The organism is Nocardioides segetis (assembly GCF_051390595.1).
Classification (GTDB): Bacteria; Actinomycetota; Actinomycetes; order Propionibacteriales; family Nocardioidaceae; genus Nocardioides.
This window is the reverse complement of sequence record NZ_JBNINR010000001.1, coordinates 394,094-409,446: the sequence shown is the minus strand read 5'-3', so window position 1 is coordinate 409,446 and position 15,353 is coordinate 394,094. Positions and strand designations below refer to the sequence as shown.

Below are 15,353 nucleotides of genomic sequence, written 5' to 3'. Positions count from 1 at the left end.
GGCGCCGGGGGCCTCGTGGTGGTGGCCGGTCAACGGGCGACCTTCACCACGACCTTCGCCTGGACGGGAAGGGTGGCGGCGGTGCCGGCGTAGGCGACCTTGAGCTTGCGGTTGCCCGCGGCCAGCTTCCGGTCGAGCTTGACCTTGACCTTGCCGCCGACCACGGTACCGCTGCCGACGACATCACCGCCGGAGCGGACCACGACCGCGCCGCCGGTGGTCGCGCCGGTGGAGACGATCCGCACGACGACCTTGACCTTCTGCTTCGCGGTCACCTTGGCCGGCTTGATCCGCAGGGTGGCGCTCGACGAGGCCTTCCCGACCTGGAGAGTCACGACACCGTCGGAGATGCCTCCGTTGCCGTCGTCGGCCGTGTAGCCCACCGGGAGGTCGCCCACGAAGTCGGCCGGGACCTGGACCGTGACCTTGTTGTCGGCGACCGTGCCTCTGTCGACCCGGTAGGTCAGCACATCGCCGTCCGGGTCGGTGGCCGGCAGAGTGAAGGACACGGTGCTGCCGGCCGTCGTCGCGACGGTGGCGAACGCCGACTCGGCGACGCGGTTCTTGCCGGTGAAGACATAGGAGGTGCGGCCGAGCGTGATCGACTCGATCACGCCGTCGCCCTGGACCCCGGACCCGAGCGACCACCCGCTGGACAGCACCTGCGCGGTCGCCGGCAGCGCTGCGCGCCACTCGGCGAGCGTGCCGTTCCACGACGACCCGTTGCCGCCGTCGTCGGACGGGGCAAGGTCCTTGAACGCCTGCGTGGCCGAGCCGCCGGAGAGCCACCAGTTCGTGGCGACCGCGATGTCCTGATAGATGGGCTCGCCGACCAGGATCCCGTCCGGGGAGTCGTTGCCGTCGATGTCGACGACGAGCTGCAGACCCGGCCGGGCCGTCGACCCGGCGTTGGCACGCCAGTCCATCCTCGGCTCGCCGATCTCGGCGAACGGCATGCCGACCGCGAAGTAGCCGGCGGCCTTGTCGGTCGAGGTGGCGCCCTCGGTCCACACACGCACCCCCGAGGTGAGCCGGAACTCGTGGTGACCGGTGGCGCGGGTCTGGCTGAGGTCGACATCGCTGGGATAGATGGTCCGGGTGACGGTCTGCTCGTCTCCGGTGAACAGGTGCTCCGTGCCGCCCACGGTGATGCCGTAGATGACGCCGTCGCCGAGGGCGCCGGAGCCGAGCGACCAGCCTGCCTGGACGACCTCGGCGTCGGGGAAGGCCGCGCGCCAGTCGTCGAGGGTGGCGATGTTCTGCCGGTACGAGGGCTGGGTGCCGTCGACCGGGAGCGTCACGCCCGGGCTCTCCACGTTCGCCTTGCGGTCCGTACCTCCGGCCAGCCACCAGCGATTGCCCAAGAAGGTGGTGCCGTCGGCCATGATCGGCTCACCAACCAGGATGCCGTCGATGTCACCGTCGCCGTTGAAGTCGGTCTTGAGCTGCAGGCCGGGACGGTAGTTCTGTGCGGGCGTGTTGTTCGCCCAGTCCATGCTCGGCTCGCCGACATCGTCCAGCGGCAGGTTGACATCGAAGTACCCTGCCGCCTTCGCCTGCGCGTCGCCCACCGTCGTCCAGACCCGCACCCCATCGGCGAGAAACTCGTGGTGACCGTTGGCACGCGTCGCGGAGGTGTCGATCTGCGACGGCGTCAGGGCTACCTGGACGGCGTGTGCCGCGGGAGCGTCGGCCAGCGCGACACCCGTCGCGGCCAGGGCGAGGGCACTGACCAGAACCCCAGCCCGGCGACCCGCTTGTGGAGCAATTGAGTTGTGCATGCGCTTCTTTCTCTCGTCCTTCCCGCCGGGGAGCTTCCGGCGGTCCCGAGACGCCCCAGACAAACATGACCATCGCGGCCGACACGTCCGAACGACCAGAGATGGTCGGAAAGGACCACGCCTCCTGGGCAGAACGGGTCATCGGAGCGCCGTTGAGGCAGACTGGCGGGCGTCGTACCACAGATCTCGGGGGAGCTTTCATGCGCGTGCCCAGCGTCGGCGAGCAGTTCGGCCGCTACCAGCTGGACCGGGTGCTCGGTCAGGGCGGGATGGGCGTCGTCTTCGCGGCAACCGACCCCCGGCTGCAGCGGACCGTCGCCCTCAAGGTGATCACCGGGCTGCTCGCGCAGTCGGCGGAGTTCCGGCAGCGGTTCCAGGCCGAGGCGGCAGCGCTCGCCCGGCTCGACTCACCCCACGTCATCGCGATCCACGACCACGACGAGGTGGACGGGACGCCGTACATCGTGACGCAGTACGTCGACGGGCGCGACCTGTGGAGCTGGCTGCGCGAGCACGGCCCGATGCCGGCCCGGCAGGCGCTCCGGCTGTGCGCCCAGCTGGCTCGCGGGCTCGCCGACGCACACCGGGTCGGCGTCATGCACCGTGACGTGAAGCCGTCGAACGTGCTGATCCGCGACCCCGGCACGGCCGATCAGCACGCCTACCTCTGCGACTTCGGCATCGCCCGCACCGACGGCGTCGACAGCCCGGTGCCCACGGCGGCCGGCTCGGTGGCCGGCACCTGGTCCTATCTGTCCCCCGAGCGCACCGAGGGGCTGCCGGCCACGCCGGCCAGCGACGTCTACGCCCTCGGCTGCGTGCTGTGGGCGTGCCTGACCGGACACGAGCCCTACCAGGGCACCGAGGTGCAGGTCGCGCTCGCCCACCAGCAGGCACCGGTGCCGCAGCTCGACGGGGACTCGGCCTTCGTGACCGAGATGAACGCCGTGATCGCGCGGGCCCTGGCCAAGGACCCCGCCCATCGGTACGCCGACGCGTCGTCGCTGCGCGTGGACCTCGAGCGACTCGCCGCGACTGCCCCCGACCTTCCCGACAGCGGCGGCGACGGCGCCGACGACGGCGTGCCGTCGGGAGCGACGGGGCCGTCGGGCTCCTCGGGCACCACCGTCATCCGCTCCGATGCCGCGTCCCCCGTCCCGCCGCCCCCGCCTCCGCCTCCCCCCGCGTCCGCGTCCCCGGCCGCCGCGTCGCCGTCATCCCCGTCATCCCCGTCATCCCCGTCATCCCCGTCTTCCCCGGCGCCCACGGGCGCCGCTCGTCGGCGCTGGCCGCTCGCGGTGGCGGCGATCGTGGCCCTGGCGCTCGTCGCGGGCATCGGCTGGCTGGTCGCCCGCGGCGACGACACCGCCGCCGCGGGCGGGGACGAGAGCCCGGCACCCGCGCCGCGGGTGGCCGGCGACCTCGACGGCGACGGGTACGGCGACGTACTGATCCACCAGACCCGGTTCGAGGCGCTCAACCCGCTGTCGACCTGGACCGTGCCCTCGACCGGCCTGCAGTTCGGCACGCCCGTCCGCGCCGGCGCGGAGGCCGGGAACCCCCTCATCGGGGAGGTCGACGGCGACGCGCGCCCCGACGTGGTGTGGCTCGACGAGGACGACGACCGGTTGACGGTGGCGGTCGTGCCCGGCGAAGGCGAGCGGTGGACCACGACCCTCGACCTCGACCCCGCCTTCGACATCAAGGCCTACAACGCCGGCCTCGGCGACCTCGACGGCGACGGACGCGACGACCTGATCCTCTACGGTGACCCCTCCGACGAGCTCGACAGCCTGCACGTCGCCCTGGCCGGCGACGGGGGCTTCGCGACGCCGCAGCAGTGGTACTCCAGCGAGCTCGCCGACACCTTCGTCAAGGTCGCCGACCTCGACGGCGACGGGGCCGTGGAGGTCGTCGCGTTCGGCAAGGACGCCCAGGACGTCGACGTCATGCGCGTGCTGCGTCCCGAGGACGGCAGGCTCGTCATGCTCACCGAGCGGACCCTGACCGGGGCCGGCGTCGACCCCGTCCTCATCGAGTGGTTCGTCGGCGATGTCGACGGCAACGGGGACGACGAGATCGTGGCACCCAACGCGGCCGGCCGGGTCATCTTCGTCTACGACTTCGCCGACGGCGCCTTCGTGCCCCGCGCCCGCTGGTACACCGAGAAGGTCGCGCTCGACGAGGCCCGCAAGAACCTCTACGACAGCGGCGTCGCCGGCAGCGCGCTGAGCGACGTCGACGGAGACGGAGACGCCGACCTCGTCGAGCTGCGCTACGAGGCCAACAACGGCCGCAACGACGACGGTCTCGACCTGTGGGTCCAGCTCTCCGACGGCTCGGCGTTCGGCGACCGGCAGCGCTGGGGGGCGCTGGCCTGCGCGCCCGAGTGCGACGACGGGTTCGACCTCGTCGACTGACCCGGCGGCTCGTCTCAGCGCAGCGGGTGCCGGACGACGGCCTGCTCGCGCTCGGGGCCGACGCCGACCACCGAGATGCGCGCACCGGAGCGCGCCTCGACGTACTCCACGTAGTCCTGTGCGGCCTTCGGGAGGTCCTCGAAGCTGCGGCAGCCGGAGATGTCCTCGGTCCAGCCGGGGAGGTTCTCGTAGATCGGCACGGCGTGGTGGAAGTCGGTCTGGTTGACCGGCATCTCGTCGTGGCGGACACCGTCGACGTCGTAGGCCACGCAGACGGGGAGCTCGGCCAGGCCGGTCAGGGTGTCGAGCTTGGTGAGCACGAAGTCCGTGACGCCGTTGACGCGGGCGGCGTACCGCGTGATGACGGTGTCCATCCAGCCGCAGCGGCGCGGGCGGCCGGTGGTGGTGCCGTACTCCCAGCCCGCCTTGCGCAGGAACTCGCCGTTGTCGTCGTGCAGCTCGGTCGGGAACGGGCCCTCGCCGACGCGCGTGGTGTAGGCCTTGGCGATCGCGATGACCTGGTCGATCCGGGTCGGCGGGATGCCGGTGCCGGTGCAGGCGCCGGCGGAGATCGCGCTGCTGGAGGTCACGAACGGGTAGGTGCCGTGGTCGACGTCGAGCAGGGTGGCCTGGCCGGCCTCCATCAGCACCACGTCGCCGCGGTCGAGCGCCTGGCTGAGCAGCAGCCCCGTGTCGCAGACGTACGGCGCCAGCCGGTCCGCGTGGCTGCGCAGCTCCTCGACGGTCTGCTGCACCGACGGCGCGCGGCGGTTGTAGATCTTCGTGAGGATCTGGCCCTTGAGCTCGAGGGCGCCCTCGACCTTCTGGGTGAGGATCTTCTCGTCGAACAGGTCCTGGACCCGGATGCCGATGCGGTTCATCTTGTCGGCGTAGGTCGGCCCGATGCCGCGGCCCGTCGTACCGATCTTGCGGGAGCCGAGGAAGCGCTCGGTGACCTTGTCGAGGGTGCGGTTGTAGTCGGCGATGACATGCGCGTTGGCGCTCAGCTTGAGCCGGCTGGTGTCGATGCCGCGGGCCTCGAGGCCGTCGATCTCCTGGAACAGGACGTCGATGTCGACGACGACGCCGTTGCCGATGACCGGCGTGCAGCCGGGGGTGAGGATGCCGCTGGGCAGCAGGTGGAGGGCGTACTTCTCGTCGCCGATAACGACCGTGTGGCCGGCGTTGTTGCCGCCGTTGAACTTGACGACGTAGTCGACCTGGCTGCCGAGGTGGTCGGTGGCCTTGCCCTTGCCCTCGTCGCCCCACTGGGCTCCGACGATCACGATTGCAGGCATCTTGGTTGCTCCTTCGCACGGACGGAGTCCCTCCGTCCCGGCGGGCCGGGCCGGCTGCTCAACGCACCACTGTTGTCGGTGTTGTTGCTGGTGTCCTCACATGCAAGGAGCCCCGGCAAGACCGGGGCTCTTGCGGCGTCACGTTACCAAAACGCGACCTAGGCACTAGATTCGGCACAGCGAGAACACGTTCTAGTTCGTCGCGACCGACCGCACCGACCCGACCCAAGGAGCCGTCATGGGCGCCAGCCGCGAGACCATCCTCGAGACCATCCAGTCCTACGTCGACCTCGTGGCCACCGGCTCCTCCGCCGACGTCGTCGCCCTGTACGCCGAGGGCGCCACGGTCGAGGACCCGGTCGGCTCGGAGGTGCGCACGACGCGGGAGCAGATCGCCGAGTTCTACGCCGCCCTCGACGGCCTCGAGCAGTCCGCCCGCCTGCTCTTCGCCCGGGTCGCCGGCAACGAGGCGGCCTTCTCCTTCGAGCTGGTCACCAAGGCCGGCGACCAGACCTACACCCTCGCCCCGATCGACGTGATGACCTTCGACGACCACGGCCGGATCACCAGCATGCGGGCGTTCTGGGCCGGCGAGGACATGGTCGTCAGCTGAACCCCGACCCGGCGCGTTCAAACGCGCCGGGTCGGCGTCTGTCAGACGTTCAGACGCGCCGGGTCGGCGTCTGTCAGACGTTCAGACGCGCCGGGTCGGCGAGGCGGGCGGCGATCTCGGCCACGACGGCCCGGGCGAGCGTCTCGGGGGTGTCGTCGGGGAGCTCCGGTACGACGCCGTGGACGTTGCCGTCCGCGAGCAGGTCGAGCGCGCCGACCTTCTGATGGGCCGCCATCTCGGCGGCGCGGGACGGGTCGCCGTGGACGATGACGCTCGCTCCCTCGGGCGGCAGCGGCGAGAGCCAGCCGCGGGAGGTGGCGAGGACGGTCTGCGCGGGGAGCAGGGCGAGCGCGCCACCGCCGCAACCCTGACCGAGGATGACCGAGACGGTCGGCACCGTCATGGTGACCAGGCCGGCGATGCAGCGGGCGATCTCGCCGGCCATGGCGCCCTCCTCGGCCGACTGGGACAGCTCGGCACCGGGGGTGTCGATGACGGTGACGAGCGGGAGCCGCAGCTCCTCGGCGAGCTCCATCGCCCGCCGGGCCTCGCGCAGGGCACCGGGGCCCATCGGGGTCGCGGGCGTCTGGCGGGAGCGGTCCTGGCCGACGAGCACGCACGGCCGGCCGCCGAGGCGGGTGAGGGCGATGAGCACCGTGTCGTCGCGCTCCCCCTCGTCGGTGCCCTTGAGGCGCAGGGTGCTGGCGGCGCCGTACCGGATCAGGTCGCGCACGCCCACCCGGCCCTCCGCGCGCGTCGCCTCGATGTCGTCCCAGACCGGGTGGTCGAGCGCGGTGCCCGGCGCGACCGGAGTACGACGCTCCAGGGTCGGCTCCTCGGCCGCGTCGACGAGGACGCCGAGGGCGTGGTCGACCAGCGCCGGCAGGTGCTCGGCCGGCACCACCGCGTCGATGACGCCGTGGGCGGCGAGGTTCTCGGCGAGCTGTACGCCGGGCGGGAAGGGGCGTCCGTTGAGCGCCTCGTAGACCTTCGGCCCGAGGAAGCCGACGAGCGCGCCCGGCTCGGCGACCGTCACGTGGCCGAGGGAGCCCCACGACGCGTACACGCCGCCGGTGGTGGGGTGGCGCAGGTGGACGAGGTACGGCAGGCCGGCGCCGCGGTGTTCCATCAGGGCTCGCGAGATCTCCACCATCTTCACGAACGCGCGGGTGCCCTCCTGCATGCGGGTGCCGCCGGACGACGTGCTCGCCAGCACCGGCAGACCCTCGGCGGTGGCCCGGCGCACGGCGGCCGCGATCCGGGTCGCGGCAGCGACGCCGATCGAGCCGGCCAGGAAGCGGAACTCGTTGACCACGAACGCCACCGGCCGGCCCCGCACGGTGCCGCGGCCGGTCAGCACCGACTCGTCGGTGCCCGCCTTCTCCGCGGCGGCGCGCAGCTCGGCCTGGTAGGCCTCGTCGTGACCACTGATGTCGACCGGGACGTCCCACGACTCGTAGGAGCCCTCGTCGAGCACCAGGTCGATCAGCTCACGTGCGGTCCAGCGGCGGGGCGTGCTCTCGGCCGTGCTCATGGACCGGATCCAACCACGCTCCCGTGGGCCGTACGTCGGCAACTTCTGCCGAAGCGCCGCTCCTGGGGTGGCGATCGGCCACGCCGCGTCAGCCGCGCAGGTAGGTCAGCACCGCGGAGACCCGGCGGTCGCTGTCGGGGTCGAGGTCGAGCTTGGCGAAGATGTTGCCGACGTGCTTGCGCACGGCCGCCTCGCTGACGACGAGCTCGGCCGCGATCGATCCGTTGGTGCGACCCTCGGCCATCAGCGAGAGCACCTCGCGCTCGCGCTCGGTCAGCGCCGCGAGCGGGCCGTCGTCGCGACGGCGGGAGAGCAGCTGGCGGACCACGTCGGGGTCGACGACCAGGCCGCCGGCCGCGACCCGGTCGACGCTGTCGAGGAACTCGCGCACGTGGCCGACCCGGTCCTTGAGCAGATAGCCCATCCCGCCCGTCCCGCCGCTCCCGTCGGTCTCGAGCAGGCCGTCGAGGTAGGCGTCGGCGACGTACTGGGAGAGCACCAGGATGCCGATGCCCGGGTGGTCGGCGCGGATCGCGGCCGCGGCGCGCAGGCCCTCGTCGGAGTGGCCGGGCGGCATCCGCACGTCGGTGACGACGAGGTCGGGCGGGTCGTGGCGCACGAACGCCACCAGCGCCTCGGCGGTCTCGACGGCGGCGAGCACCTCGTGTCCCGCGCGCTCGACGATGCCGACGAGTCCCTCGCGGAGCAGCGCCAGGTCCTCGGCGATCACCACCCGCAGCCGCCGTCCGCCGGTCAGCGAGCGGGTCGGGGAGCCGGTCGGCGATCCGGTCACGGGGCCTCGGTCCGGCACGGACACTCCATCCTCACCTCGGTCGGCCCGCCCTCGGGGCTGCGTACGTCCAGCGTGCCACCGAGCGCGTCGAGCCGGGTCACCAGGCCCGCCAGTCCGGTGCCCGCGCCGATCCGGGCGCCGCCGGCGCCGTCGTCGGTCACCGTGACCACCAGCTCGTCGCCGGCCACCCAGCCGGAGATCCCGACCGCGTGCGCGCCCGCATGGCGAGCCACATTGGTCAGCGCCTCGCTCACGACGAAGTACGCCGCCGCCTCGACCGGGCCGGGCAGCCGCGGCAGGTCCAGCGCGACGCTCACCGGCACCGGCATCCGGTCCGCGATCTCCCGCACCGCGGCCGCGATGCCGTGGTCGACGAGCACCCGCGGGTGGATGCCGCGCACCGCCGCGCGCAGGTCGGCCAGCGCCGCCTCGGTCTCGCGGTGCGCCTGCCGGACCAGGTCGAGTCCCGGCCCCTCCGGCACGTCGAGCTCGGCGCGCCCCAGGGTCATGCTCAGCGCCACCAGTCGCTGTTGGACGCCGTCGTGCAGATGCCGCTCGATGCGCCGGCGCTCGGTCTCGAAGGCGTCGACGAGATCGAGGCGCGAGCGTCGCAGCTGGCGGATCCGTCGCTCCAGCTCCTCCTCCCCCGGCTCGAGCAGCAGCCCGGCGAGCGCCGCCTGCGCGGCGGCCAGCGCGGTGACGATGTAGGCGCTCAGCACGAAGCTCAGCGGCGCGCCGACGAGGAGCAGGGGGAGCGCCTCGCCGGCGGAGTCCGGGGTCCAGGCGAACACCACCACCTGGTCGACCGAGGCGACGAGCGGCGCCACGACGAAGATGCCGGTGAGGAACACCGCGGTGAACGCCACCACCGCGTCGACCAGCCAGAGCAGGGTGACCAGCAGGACGACGTAGCCGGCCTCGCGGCCCGACGGCGGCTCCCGCCGGCGCTGTCGCACCCAGGCCCGCGGGCCGCCGGCCACCGGCGGGCGCGGCTCGCCCAGGGGCACGACGCCCGGTCGCATCAGCCGGATCCGGCGCCGTTCGAGCGTCAGCACGGCGACCGCGACGAGCGGGATGGCACCGATGAGGAGGAAGCCGACCACGACGACGGCGGTGACGGCACCGGCCAGCAGCAGCCCGAGCAGGACCACCAGGACCGCGAAGCCGACGCCGGCCGTGCCCGCCAGGTAGGCCAGCGAGCGCCAGGGCCAGGAGGAGAGCAGGAACCGCGCCGGGTTGCCCCGCAACGCACTCCAGGCGGACTCCGGGCGGGACATGCGCCCCAGCGTAGGGATCCGCGGGGACGCGCGGAGGGGTGCGGAGGCCCGGGCGGAGGTGGCGCCCGCGCTACCCTCGCTCTCGCGCCCGGGCCAGCGCGCCCGCGCCCGGACGCCGGTTGGCTGGTCCCCATGAGCTCCACGACCCTAGCCCCGCCCGCCATCGTCCTCGACGGCGTCGCCCGCAGCTACGGCTCCCGGGCCGGCCGGGTGGACGCGCTCCGGGGCGTCACCCATGCCTTCGCGCCCGGCAGCTTCACCGCCATCATGGGGCCGTCCGGCTCGGGCAAGTCGACGCTCCTGCAGTGTGCCGCGGGCCTGGACCGGCCGAGCGCGGGGCGGGTCCTCGTCGGCGGTCACGACCTCGGGCGCCTCGACGAGGCCGCGCTGACCCGGCTGCGCCGCGTCGCGATGGGCTTCGTCTTCCAGGCCTACAACCTGCTGCCCGCGCTCACCGCCTACGACAACGTGGCGCTGCCGGCGCGGCTCGCGGGCCGTCGTCCCGCGCGCGGGGAGGTGGCCGCCGCGCTGACCCGGGTGGGACTGGGTGAGCACCAGCGCCGCCGGCCGGCCGAGCTCTCCGGCGGCCAGCAGCAGCGGGTCGCCATCGCCCGCGCGCTCGTGACCCGTCCCCAGGTCGTCTACGCCGACGAGCCGACCGGGGCGCTCGACCGCACGACCGGCCGGCAGGTGCTGGAGCTGCTCCGCTCGACCGTCGACACCGAGGGGCTGACCGTCGTCATGGTGACCCACGACCCGCTCGCGGCGTCGTACGCCGACAGCGTGCTCTTCCTCGAGGACGGCGTCGTGGTCGGTCACCTCGCCCGCGGCACCGCGGCGCAGATCGCGGCCGCGATGAGCGAGCTGGAGCGGTGATGCCCCCGGCGATCCATCTCGGGCTGAGCTCGGTGCGCCAGCATCGCGCGCTCTACGCCGGGTCGTTCGTCGCGGTCGCCCTCGGTGTCGCGCTCATCGCCGGGGTGGTCGTGCTCTCCGTCTCGGTCGGCGACCAGGGCCCGGAGGCGCAGGACACACTGTCCCTGCTCGGCGTGATGGCGGGCTTCGCCAGCTTCATGGCGGTCTTCGTCGTGGCGAGCACCTTCGGCTTCGCGGTCACCGCGCGGCGGCGCGAGCTCGGCCTGCTGCGCCTGGTCGGCGCCACTCCGCGGCAGGTACGACGCCAGGTGCGCGTCGAGGCGGTCGTGGTCGCCGTCCTGGCGGCCGCCGCGGGCGCGGTGCTGGGCCGGCTGGTGGCCCTGGCACTCGCCGTCCTCCTCGCCGCCCAGGGCGTCACGCCGGGGCGGGTGCCGCTCACCTGGGACCTGCGCCCGCCGCTGATCTCGGCGGCGTGCGGCGTCGTCGTGGCGCTGCTCGGCGCCTGGACGGCGTCGCGCCGCGCCGCGAAGGTGCCGCCGGCCCAGGCGTTGCGGGAGGCGACCGACACCGGTCGACGCGTGGGGGTGGTGCGCGGAGGCGTCGGCGCGCTGTGCCTGGTGGGCGCGGCGCTCATGCTGGTCGGCATCCGCGCCGGCGACCCGGTGCTCGCGCTCCTGCTGTCGATCTTCGTGCCCGAGCTGATCGTCGTCGGCCTGGTCTGCTGGGGCCCGGTCCTGCTCCCGCTGCTCGTGCGGGCGCTGACGGCGCCCTTCCGCGAGCACCCCGTGCTCGGGCTGGCGCGGGAGAACGTGGGCAACCAGGCCCGGCGGACCACGTCGCTGGCCGCGCCGGTGCTGGCGATCTCGGCGATCGCCGGCTCGCTGATCCTCAGCCTGAGCTTCGCGGCCGACTGGGACCAGGGCATCACCCGCCAGCGGCTCGCCGCACCCGTCGTGGTCACCGGCACGACCACGGCCCCGGTCGCACCGGCGGGTGCCGTGGTCGACGATCGCAACACCGTCGCCGTGGCGACCGGCGGCGAGATGGCGAGCGACTGGACGGCCGAGGGCATCGACCCCGCCACCGCGGTGGCCACGCGCGGCATCCGCACCCATGAGGGCGACCTGTCCCGGCTGACCGGCCGCACCCTGGCGATCAGCCGCTCCGCCGTCTTCGACGCGGGATTCGGCCTCGGCTCGCAGGTGCGCGTCCGCTTCCCCGACGGCGCCCGGATGCGCCTGCGGGTGGTCGCCGTCGTCGAGGACGCCGCCACGCTGCACGACGACCTGCTGCTCCCACGGCAGCTCGCGCGCGCCCACGGGGCCGAGTCGACCGGCACCTGGTTCGTGCTGCCCCCGCCCGGCAGCGACCCCGCGGCGCTGCGGGCCGCGCTGGCACCCCGGACCACCGGCGACGTGCTCACCGCCGAGCAGTGGATCACCCGGATCGACCGGGCCCAGCGCGACCAGAACCAGGTCGGCCTGGTCGCGATCCTCGCTCCCACCGGGCTCTACGCCGGCATCGCCATCGCCAACACGCTGCTCATGGGCAGCCTGCAGCGGCGCCGGGAGTTCTCGGCCACCCGGCTGATCGGCGCCACCGCCGCCCAGGTGCGCCGGATGGTGCTCGCCGAGTCCGTCATGGTCGCGTGCGCCGCTCTCCTCCTCGGCGCCGCGGTCACCGTGACCGTCGCGGTGCTGCTGCGCGCGCCGATGACGGCCGGCCTCGACGACGTACCGCTGACGGTGCCGTGGGCGAGCCTGCTCGCGATCGCCGGCTCCTGCGCGGCGGTGACCGTGGTGGCGGCGGTGCTGCCCGTGGTCCGGATCCGGACCTGACCCTCGACCGTGGACCTAAGGTTGCTCCGTGGCCACTCCTCCGCTGCTGCTCATCACCAACAGCGACGCCGGGACGGCGGACCAGGAGGCCGTCGATGCCGCGCTCGCGGTGCTCCGGGAGGGCGCCGAGGTCGAGGTCCGCGCCACGGCCTCGCCCGAGGAGCTCGCCGACGTGCTGGCCGGCGCCGGTTCACGCACGATCGTCGCGGCGGGCGGCGACGGCAGCATCCACGCCGTGGTCCAGCAGCTGCACAGCAGCGGCGACCTCGCCGGGAGGACACTCGGGCTGATCCCCCTGGGCACCGGCAACGACTTCGCCCGCACGCTCGGCCTGCCGCTGGACCCCGAGGAGGCCGCCCGGGTCGTCCTCGCCGGCAGGACGCGCCCGACCGACCTGGTCGTCGACGACGAGGGGCAGGTCACCGTCAACAGCGTCCATCTCGGCGCGGGCGCCGAGGCCGGCAAGCGCGGTGCTCGCTGGAAGGCGCGACTGGGCCGGATCGGATATCCCATCGGGGCGCTGCAGACCGCGCTCCACCCGCCCAGCCTCCGGATCCGGGTGGAGGTCGACGACGCGGTCGTGGTCGATGTCGACCAGCCGGTGCTCATGGTCGCCGTCGGCAACGGCGCCTCCGTGGGAGGCGGCACCGAGCTCACCCCGGACGCGCAGCCCCACGACGGCCAGGTGGACGTGCTGATCGCCACGCCGGCGAGCACGCTCGCCCGGCTCGGCTATCTCGTGCGCCTGCCCTTCGCGCGGCACGAGGAGCACGGCGACGTCCGGATCGTCCGCGGCGCCTCGGTGCGTGTGCGCGGGGACGCCTTCGACTGCAACAGCGACGGCGAGATCGACGGCCCGGTGACCGAGCGCGCGTGGCGGGTGCTGCCGGCGGCGTACTCCATGGTGTGCGTTGTGGCTTAGCGGAAGGGGCGCAATAGGCTTCCTGCCGTGGCACGAGGACAGCGCAGCTCCCAGGACGACCGGCAGCAGGATCCCAGCGACTGGGTGACCCGGACCGCCGACCTGGCGCTGCGGCACGCGGAGCAGGTCAACGGCGGCACCCTGCCCGACCTCGTCACCTGCGCGTCCGGCATCAGCCCGTCGGGGCCGATCCACCTCGGCAACCTGCGCGAGTTCCTCACCGTGCACTTCGTGGCCGAGGAGATCCGCCGCCGCGGCATCGCCGTGCGGCACCTGCACAGCTGGGACGACTACGACCGGTTCCGCAAGGTCCCCGCCGGCATCGACACCGCCTGGAACGAGCACATCGGACGCCCGCTGTCCGCCGTCCCGGACCCCACGGGCGAGTTCGCCAACTGGGGCGAGCGCTACAAGGCGCCGCTGCGCGCCGCACTCGTCGAGATGGGCTGCGACATGGTCGAGGTCGACCAGACCGCGATGTACCGGTCCGGCAGCTACCGCGAGCAGATCCTCACCGCGATCCGCAAGCGCGGCGAGATCGAGGCGGTGATGTCGCGGTTCCGCACCAAGAAGGTCGAGGGCGAGGAGTCCACCGCGGAGGAGGAGGCGGGGCACGGCTCGACCGAGGACCTCGCGCGCTTCCCCTACAAGCCCTACTGCCGCGGCTGTGGCCGCGACACCGTCACGCTCACGTCCTACGACGACGAGACGACCGACCTCGCCTACACCTGCGACGTGTGCGGCGACTCCTATGTCACCAACGTCGCAACGCAGGACGAGGGCAAGCTGGTCTGGAAGGTCGACTGGCCGATGCGCTGGACCTTCGAGGGCGTCCACTTCGAGCCCGGGGGCGTCGACCACGCCTCCCCCGGCTCGTCCTACACCGTCGGGAAGGAGATCGTCGGCCCGATCTTCGGCGGCACCGCGCCGTCCTTCGTCGGCTACTCCTTCGTCGGTGTCGCCGGCATGCCGAAGATGTCGTCGTCCAAGGGCGGGGTGCCGACCGCGGCCGAGGCGCTGCGAATCCTCGAGGCCCCGATCCTGCGCTGGCTCTACGCGCGCCGGCAGCCCAAGCAGGCGTTCAACGTCGACTTCGGCCAGGAGGTGCTGCGGCTCTACGACGAGTGGGACGCGCTGACGAAGAAGGCCGCGATCCCGGAGAAGCGGGACGCCGCGGTCCTCGCCTGGGAGCGCGCCTCCGCGACGTCGACGGCCGGCACCCTGCCGACCCCGGCGGTCGTCGTACCGTTCCGGATGCTGTCGTCGGTCGCCGACGTGACCGCCGGCTCCCGGGAGATCACCGCGCGGACCGTCGGGGCCGCCGAGGCCGACCTGGAGCCGCGACTGGCGAAGGCGGCCACCTGGATCACCGAGTACGTCGACCCCGAGGAGCGCACCACGGTCCGCGAGGTCGCCGACGTCGACCGGCTCCGGTCGCTCTCGGAGCAGGAGTCGACCTGGATCGGGCTCCTGGTCAAGCGGCTCGCCGCCGCCTACGGTGCCGACGACCAGCTCGACATGCTCACCACGGTGATCTACGGCGTGCCGAAGATCGCGCGCGGGCTGACGCTGGCCGACGCGCCGACCGACGAGGTCAAGGCCGACCAGAAGGCGTTCTTCACGCTGCTCTACCACCTGCTCGTCGACGCCGAGCGGGGGCCGCGACTGCCCACGCTGTTCGCCGCGCTCGGGCACGACAAGGTGCGCTCCCTGCTCGTTCCCTAGCCGCGCTCCGCGAGAAATCTCCCGGATCCGCGTGATGAACGCCCCCGGATCCCGTCCGGTCAGGTGACATCTCGGAGAAGGAGATCCCATGCGGACCACCCCACTGACCAGCAAGCACCGCGCGACCGAGCCCACCCCTGCCGCCGAACGGCCGGCGCCCACCCGTGCGCACCGCGCCCCCCGGCCGAGCGACCTCCCGATCGCAGCGGCCCTCGGGCTGATCCTGCTGGTCGCCGCGGCCTACCTGGCCGTCCGGGCCTGACACCGGGTCCGGGT

12 protein-coding genes are annotated in these 15,353 nt (G+C 73.2%); 7 read left to right on the top strand and 5 right to left on the bottom strand.

Annotated elements, in window-relative coordinates; genetic code table 11:
* Nucleotides 1–29 precede the first annotated feature (29 nt).
* Complete coding sequence (locus ACPZVR_RS01800; RefSeq protein ID WP_436697852.1) at nucleotides 30–1,781, bottom strand: Ig-like domain-containing protein; 1,752 nt, start codon at nucleotides 1,779–1,781, stop codon at nucleotides 30–32.
* 200 nt (nucleotides 1,782–1,981) lie between these two features.
* On the opposite strand from ACPZVR_RS01800, the gene ACPZVR_RS01795 reads away from it, so the two are divergent.
* Complete coding sequence (locus tag ACPZVR_RS01795) at nucleotides 1,982–4,201, top strand: serine/threonine-protein kinase (RefSeq protein ID WP_436697851.1); 2,220 nt, start codon at nucleotides 1,982–1,984, stop codon at nucleotides 4,199–4,201.
* Nucleotides 4,202–4,215: 14 nt separating this feature from the next.
* Here the strand turns inward: ACPZVR_RS01795 and ACPZVR_RS01790 are convergent, their stop codons facing one another.
* Entirely contained in the window at nucleotides 4,216–5,499 is a 1,284-nt protein-coding gene (locus ACPZVR_RS01790; RefSeq protein WP_436697850.1) for an adenylosuccinate synthase, read from the bottom strand.
* Nucleotides 5,500–5,737: 238 nt separating this feature from the next.
* On the opposite strand from ACPZVR_RS01790, the gene ACPZVR_RS01785 reads away from it, so the two are divergent.
* Nucleotides 5,738–6,112 (top strand): nuclear transport factor 2 family protein, encoded by a 375-nt coding sequence (locus ACPZVR_RS01785; protein ID WP_436697849.1) that lies wholly within the window; start codon nucleotides 5,738–5,740, stop codon nucleotides 6,110–6,112.
* 73 nt (nucleotides 6,113–6,185) lie between these two features.
* Here ACPZVR_RS01785 and ACPZVR_RS01780 read toward each other — a convergent pair whose 3' ends face one another.
* The 3 genes from ACPZVR_RS01780 to ACPZVR_RS01770 form a co-directional block, all read right to left on the bottom strand.
* Nucleotides 6,186–7,646: a carboxyl transferase domain-containing protein gene (locus ACPZVR_RS01780; RefSeq protein WP_436697848.1), complete on the bottom strand. Its 1,461-nt coding sequence runs from the start codon at nucleotides 7,644–7,646 to the stop codon at nucleotides 6,186–6,188.
* Between the two features lie 88 nt (nucleotides 7,647–7,734).
* The gene (locus tag ACPZVR_RS01775; RefSeq protein WP_436698215.1) at nucleotides 7,735–8,385 is read right to left on the bottom strand and encodes a response regulator transcription factor; all 651 of its coding nucleotides are present in this window, start codon (nucleotides 8,383–8,385) and stop codon (nucleotides 7,735–7,737) included.
* Nucleotides 8,386–8,435: 50 nt separating this feature from the next.
* The gene (locus ACPZVR_RS01770) at nucleotides 8,436–9,716 is read right to left on the bottom strand and encodes a sensor histidine kinase (protein ID WP_436697847.1); all 1,281 of its coding nucleotides are present in this window, start codon (nucleotides 9,714–9,716) and stop codon (nucleotides 8,436–8,438) included.
* A gap of 132 nt (nucleotides 9,717–9,848) precedes the next feature.
* Here ACPZVR_RS01770 and ACPZVR_RS01765 point away from each other — a divergent pair, with 132 nt between their 5' ends.
* The 5 genes from ACPZVR_RS01765 (at nucleotide 9,849) to ACPZVR_RS01745 (ending at nucleotide 15,339) form a co-directional block, all read left to right on the top strand.
* Nucleotides 9,849–10,592, top strand: coding sequence for an ABC transporter ATP-binding protein (locus tag ACPZVR_RS01765; RefSeq protein WP_436697846.1), 744 nt, complete (start codon nucleotides 9,849–9,851; stop codon nucleotides 10,590–10,592).
* Complete coding sequence (locus ACPZVR_RS01760) at nucleotides 10,592–12,430, top strand: FtsX-like permease family protein (RefSeq protein ID WP_436697845.1); 1,839 nt, start codon at nucleotides 10,592–10,594, stop codon at nucleotides 12,428–12,430. The genes ACPZVR_RS01765 and ACPZVR_RS01760 overlap by 1 nt, the downstream gene beginning before the upstream one ends.
* Before the next feature lie 28 nt (nucleotides 12,431–12,458).
* Nucleotides 12,459–13,352, top strand: coding sequence for a diacylglycerol/lipid kinase family protein (locus ACPZVR_RS01755; protein WP_436697844.1), 894 nt, complete (start codon nucleotides 12,459–12,461; stop codon nucleotides 13,350–13,352).
* 27 nt (nucleotides 13,353–13,379) lie between these two features.
* Nucleotides 13,380–15,077, top strand: a complete 1,698-nt coding sequence (lysS, locus tag ACPZVR_RS01750; RefSeq protein WP_436697843.1) for a lysine--tRNA ligase — start codon at nucleotides 13,380–13,382, stop codon at nucleotides 15,075–15,077.
* A gap of 88 nt (nucleotides 15,078–15,165) precedes the next feature.
* Nucleotides 15,166–15,339, top strand: a complete 174-nt coding sequence (locus ACPZVR_RS01745; protein WP_436697842.1) for a hypothetical protein — start codon at nucleotides 15,166–15,168, stop codon at nucleotides 15,337–15,339.
* The last annotated feature ends 14 nt before the right edge of the window (nucleotides 15,340–15,353 follow it).